The sequence below is a fragment of the Clostridium sp. genome, assembly GCF_050717535.1.
GTDB lineage: Bacteria > Bacillota > Clostridia > Clostridiales > Clostridiaceae > Clostridium_AD.
In genome coordinates, this window is record NZ_JBOITM010000018.1 from 22903 (window position 1) to 28902 (window position 6000).

6 protein-coding genes are annotated in these 6000 nt (G+C 34.2%); all 6 read right to left on the reverse strand.

Annotated features, from left to right (window positions below; translation table 11 throughout):
• Positions 1 to 76 precede the first annotated feature (76 nt).
• A complete protein-coding gene (locus ACREVU_RS03840) occupies positions 77 to 571 on the reverse strand; it encodes a YcxB family protein (RefSeq protein WP_431550305.1) in 495 nt (164 codons plus the stop codon).
• A 249-nt stretch (positions 572 to 820) separates the two neighbouring features.
• Entirely contained in the window at positions 821 to 1804 is a 984-nt protein-coding gene (locus ACREVU_RS03845) for an aldo/keto reductase (protein WP_431550306.1), read from the reverse strand.
• Between the two features lie 241 nt (positions 1805 to 2045).
• Entirely contained in the window at positions 2046 to 2978 is a 933-nt protein-coding gene (locus tag ACREVU_RS03850; RefSeq protein WP_431550307.1) for a transketolase family protein, read from the reverse strand.
• Positions 2979 to 2980: 2 nt separating this feature from the next.
• On the reverse strand, positions 2981 to 3805 hold the full coding sequence (locus ACREVU_RS03855) for a transketolase (RefSeq protein ID WP_431550308.1): 825 nt from the start codon (positions 3803 to 3805) through the stop codon (positions 2981 to 2983).
• 31 nt (positions 3806 to 3836) lie between these two features.
• On the reverse strand, positions 3837 to 5336 hold the full coding sequence (locus tag ACREVU_RS03860) for a tripartite tricarboxylate transporter permease (RefSeq protein ID WP_431550309.1): 1500 nt from the start codon (positions 5334 to 5336) through the stop codon (positions 3837 to 3839).
• A 12-nt stretch (positions 5337 to 5348) separates the two neighbouring features.
• Positions 5349 to 5849, reverse strand: coding sequence for a tripartite tricarboxylate transporter TctB family protein (locus tag ACREVU_RS03865; RefSeq protein WP_431550310.1), 501 nt, complete (start codon positions 5847 to 5849; stop codon positions 5349 to 5351).
• Between the last annotated feature and the right edge of the window lie 151 nt (positions 5850 to 6000).

Here is a 6000-nt window from a genome sequence, read left to right on the forward strand (position 1 = left end):
TACCTCCAAACTTTATATTAATATTTAATAAGAAATTACCCTGCAATCTCAGTAATTAAAAGCTTGTAAATAACTATTAGCCACCAAAATTAGTATTTAGTAGCTTCCTTAGTTTTGTTATTTTGGCATCATTTTTAAAAGACCTTTTTGGTATTATTGTAAAAAGATTTTTACCATATATCAAATAAAAATAGTTTTTGTTTTCTTTATATCCTGAATAATAATTCCATTTTAAATTCTTAGCTTCTTCTCCAAACTTAAACAAGACTCCCTCTTCCGTAAAAGTAAAAAAAAGCTCTTCCTTTAATTTTGATTGTGTTTTGAAAAATTTCCTTGGATTTAACATAACAATATAGACGTATAATATATAGATTAAAGCGCCAGAAATTACAAGTACAAGCCCCACAACCGGTTTTTTCCCTAAAAACAAAAAATATAATCCAGTACAAACAAATATTGAAGCAACCAATATGTATATCCTTATTAATTGATTTTTAAAATAATACCATTGTACCGCTGCTACATATTCATCCTCTGAATATCTAAAATTTATCCTAACATCTTTTTCCATGATTGTTACTCATCTCCTTTTAAATTTTACTCGCAGATTTCATGAATTCAAGCATTATAAGGTATTTTTGCAACGTATTCTTACTACACACTCAACATGGCTCGAGTTGATGTTAATGAATACCTTACTTTATTTATTAACTCAAACAATCTAACATCTTAATTCCTTAGAGAATAAGTAGAAAGATATTGCCAAAACTCCAAAACATAATAAAGAATTGGGTTTTGGCAATTAAATTTTAACTGTTTTTTATATGTGAGATGCTGCTACTACAACATCTGCATCGGACTTCATCTTCTCAAAATCTTCTACATCCAATTCAATATCCATGGCCTTTACTGCATCTATTATACTTTCCGGCCTACGTACCCCAACCAATGCGCTAAAATTCATGGATTCGGCTAAGGAACATGCTGTAACTAGGTTTGTCATGGAGCAATTGTATTTTTCACATAGATTTGCCCACCCCTCCAGCATTTGTAGTACAAGAATACGTTTAGATGGTTCAAACCACTCCACAACATTCCGTGCTTCATCTGGTTTTACCAAATAATCCATACCAATTTTTCCTGTTAATAGACCTCTTTCCAGCATAGAAAATGCTTGAAAAGTTACACCGTTTTTTTCACAACTTGGTAGATACTCCGCACCTAACTTCCTATCTAGGATACTGTATTTATCCTGAACAAGATCTACCTGTCCATATTTTAGATAGTCTTCAAGGTGATCAGGATTAGAATTCGATATACCAATGGCCCTTATCTTACCCTCTTTTTTCATTTCCAATAGTGCTTCCATTGTTTCCTCTACAGGATACACATCTGATTGTCGGTGGGTAATGAAAATATCTATATAATCTGTACGTAATCTTTTTAGACTTACTTCCAAATCATTCTTTATAGATTTTTTGGACAAATTACGGTATACATAAAGTCCATCCCTCTCATACTCAAAAACGCCTTCCCTATTCCTCCATTGAAGTGAACACTTAGTAGAAAGAATAACTCTTTCCCTTCTCCCTTTCAGTGCCTTTCCTAATAGCTCTTCACTATGTCCCATCCCGTATACAGGTGCTGTATCTATATAATTTATGCCGATATCTAGCGCTGTATCTATCGTCTTTAGCGCAACACTATCATCACTTTGCCACTGTGCTCCTCCGCCCATCCCCATGGCCCCTAGCGTAATTCTTGGCACCTTTATTTTAGATTTACCAATTTCCATATATTTCATATCCACACCCCTTTTCAATATTCACTGTTAAATTTTTAGCTTTTAAATCAATTTTATTGACCATAATTAAGAACCATTTTCACTATTTTTCTTACTACTATTTTACCATATTTAAAGTAATGCTTATATACAGGAAAGGTATGGGATAAATTATATCATACCCATATAATTTATCCCATAACACCTTAAAATCTTCAAAAGCGTATAATCAAAAACTACAATTTTCATTTAAGTATATTTATTATTTTTCTAAAAGCTCGTAGGCTGCTCTAACAATAGCATCCTCATCCATATCATATTTTTTAAGTAATTCATAGTAATCTCCAGATTCACCAAAGTGATCTTTTATGGCTATTCTTTTCAATTTTCCTATTCCGTTTTCAGCCATCACTTCGGAAACTGCACTACTTAAGCCATTATAAATATTGTGATCTTCTACAGTTATAACCTTACCGGTCCTTTTTATAGACTCTAGAACTAACTCCTCATCTAAAGGTTTTAATGTAAACATATCTATAAGTCTCACACTAATGCCCTTCTTTTCTAGTTCCTCTGCAGCTTTTATTGCTTGATGAAGTAAATCACCTATAGCTATTATGGTTATATCCTTACCTTCTTTTAGAATTTTACCTTTCCCAATTTCAAATTCTTCATTTTCGTCATAATATAAAGGCATCTCGTCTCTTGTAAATCTAAGATATACAGGTCCATTCCATTTATAAGCTGCTTCAACTAGTTTTCTTGTAGAATTATAATCAGCTGGCATTATAACTGTCATATTAGGGATAGTTCTATATATGCCCATGTCCTCTATACCTTGATGAGTTGCTCCGTCGCTTGCTGGAGTAAGTCCACCATGGCTACAGGCTACCTTAACATTTAAATTAGGATAGCAGGCTGATGTTCTTATTTGTTCTAACATTCTCATACTGCCAAATACAGCGTAAGTACTTATAAAAGGAACCTTGCCCATTGTTGCAAGTCCTGCAGCTATTCCTGCTGCATTTTGCTCAGCTATTCCAACATTTATATGCTGATTTGGTAATTGACATGCAAAATCTGCTGTTTTACAGGATTTTGATATATCACAGTCTATGACATATATATCATCATGAAGCTGACCAAGCCTCAATATTTCATCTCCAAAACCTTGTCTCGTTGGTAAACCTTTCATAGTTATGCCTCCTTTATTTCTGATATTGCCTTTTCGTACTGCTCTTTATTAGGTGCCATTCCATGCCAAGCTACAACATTTTCCATAAATGAAACTCCCTTACCCTTTACAGTATCTGCTACTATACATACTGGCTTTCCACTTACTTTTCTAGCCTTAGCAAAAGCTTCTAATATCTCTTCAATATTATGTCCATTTATCTCAAACACCTCAAATCCTGTTGCTCTCCACATATCTGCTAAATTATTTGTAGGCATTATGTCACATACACAGCCGTCATTTTGAAGATGATTTCTATCTACAATAGCTACTAAATTATCTAATTTATACTTAGAAGCGCTCATTGCAGCTTCCCATACTTGTCCCTCATCACATTCTCCGTCTCCAAGTATTGCATATACTCTGCTATTTAATTTATCCTGCTTTGCTGCTATTGCCATCCCTATAGCTGCTGATAAGCCTTGACCCAAAGATCCTGTAGACATATCTATTCCTGGAACCTTATGCATATCTGGATGACCCTGTAGAATTGATCCGAGCTTCCTAAGTGTTTTAATTACCTCCATGTCATAATATCCTTTCATTGCTAAAACTGTATATATAACAGGGCAACAATGACCTTTAGATAAAACTAATCTGTCCCTCTCATACCAATGGGGATTTTTAGGATCAATATTAAGTTCATCATAATATAATGTTGTTACTATATCAGAAGCCGATAATGAGCCCCCTGGATGACCCGCTCCTGCCATATATATCATTTCTAAAAGATTCATTCTAAGTTCTTTTGCTTTTCCCTCTAAAAACTCAACCTTTTCATTATTCATATTTGTCCTCCAAACTCTGATTTTTTATTTATTATGTTGTAGTATCGGACTTTTTCATAGCAATGGATTGCTTAACTATTGTAAACACAATTATTATTAAAAATACTAATGCTATTGGTCTTGTAATAAATGGAAGAAAATTTCCATCACTAACTATTAGTGTTCTTCTGAAATTTGTATCTACCATCTTACCAAGTATTAATCCAAGCACTATTGGTGCTGGGGAATATGCCATCTTATCTAGGAAGTATCCCATTACTCCAAATACGAATACTACACCTAAATCAAAATAGTTCAAATTAATTGCATAAGCTCCAATTATACTTAGGGCCGCAACAACTGGCATTAGGTATGCTGAGTGTATTTTCAATATACTGCTCATTGGTCTTGCAATTAATATTCCAATTATCCACATAGCAATAGTTGCTAAGAATATTAATGCACATATCTGATATATAAAGTAAGGTGTTTCTGTCATAAGCATTGGACCTGGTCTTATACCGTGAAGCATAAGCGCTCCAAGTAAAACCGCCGCTGGTGGACTACCCGGAACTGCCAGTGTTAGTAGTGGAATCATAGCCCCACCTATTGCTGCATTATTTCCAACTTCTGGAGCTATTGCACCTTCATAAGAACCTGTTCCATATTCCTCTGGGTGCTTACTTGTCTTTTTAGCTGTACTATAGGATAACCAAGCTGCAACGTCTTCACCAACTCCAGGCAGCGCACCTATTCCAACTCCAATTAAAGAGGATTGAACTATAACTCTAAAGGACTTTTTCATAATAGGCCACATAGGAATTTTAATTCTATCTTTCCCTAGCTTTGTTATCTTCATTTTTACCTTATCCTTATGCGCCAAGGCCTTTATTACCTCTGGTACCGCATAAAATCCAATCATAGCTGGAATAATCTGAATTCCACCTATTAAATTACTATTTCCATACATAAATCTTTGAACTGAGAATATATCCTCTTGTCCCATGGTAGCAAAGAATAACCCAAGAAGCCCTGCAATCCATCCCTTTACTGTGAGATCTGCCGTTCCAATAGATCCACATATTAAAATTCCAAACAGTGCAAGCATAAAATACTCTGGGGATGTGAACATTAGAGCAACCTTTGTTAATATAGGGGTTATAAATAGAAGTGCAAACATTCCAATAATTGTCCCTATAATTGATGCTGTTCTAGTTGCTTTAATGGCAAACTCAGCCTCTCCACGTAATGCAATTTTATGTCCTTCTAGGCAAGTGGCCGCAGCTGAGGCAGTACCTGGAACATTTACTAGGATTGCTGATATACTCCCACCATAAATGGCACCAACATATATGCCCATAAGAATTGTAAAGGATTGAACCTCTGTTGCTTTAAAAGTAAGCCCAGTTAGAAGTGCTATACCCATAGTTGCGGTTAGTCCTGGGAGTGCTCCAATTACTATACCTAAAGTGCTAGATACAACCATAAGTATTATAACTTCTGGTGTTAGTAATGATGTTAATTGCTGAAAAAACAATACAAATCCTGTCATTATTCCGCCTCCTTATGGTAATGGAATTTGAGCTAGTGAGCCAAATCCATAAGCTAGTAATGCCGTAGTAACTATTGAAACTATTAATGCCACAATTAATTCTTTTTTAGTTTCACCTTTGAAAAATGCTATAAATACAAAGAGAAAAAGAAATGTGGCAAGTGTATAGGGTAATATTCTAAGCAATACATATATATAAGTACCAAGCAACGCTATTATAAACAAGGTATTTTGAGTTGATTTTTCTGCAAATAGATTTTTCATGTTTTTTCCGTTTAGAAATTCAAAATTTGCCCCATCTTTTTTAGCTATTTTATATAAACTAATAGCACATATCATAGTAAAGAATGCTATTATTATAGGCATAATTCCTGCAGATGAATACCACTCTACACCAGTCATTTTAGCTCCCTGTATAGTAAGTACAATTCCGTTAATAGCAACAAATATTGCAAATATCATTAAAACAATACTAAATAATAAATCATATTTTCTTAAAGTATTTTTTTCCATCTAATCGCCCTCCTTTAATAAGGATAGTGAATTCGGAAACCCTTAGGCTCCCGTATATCTCAATCCCGAAGGGATGATTTTTATTCTTCCCCCCAGGATTTCAAACAAAATCTTTTGAAATTTCTTATATTTATAAAAAAACACTTGACAT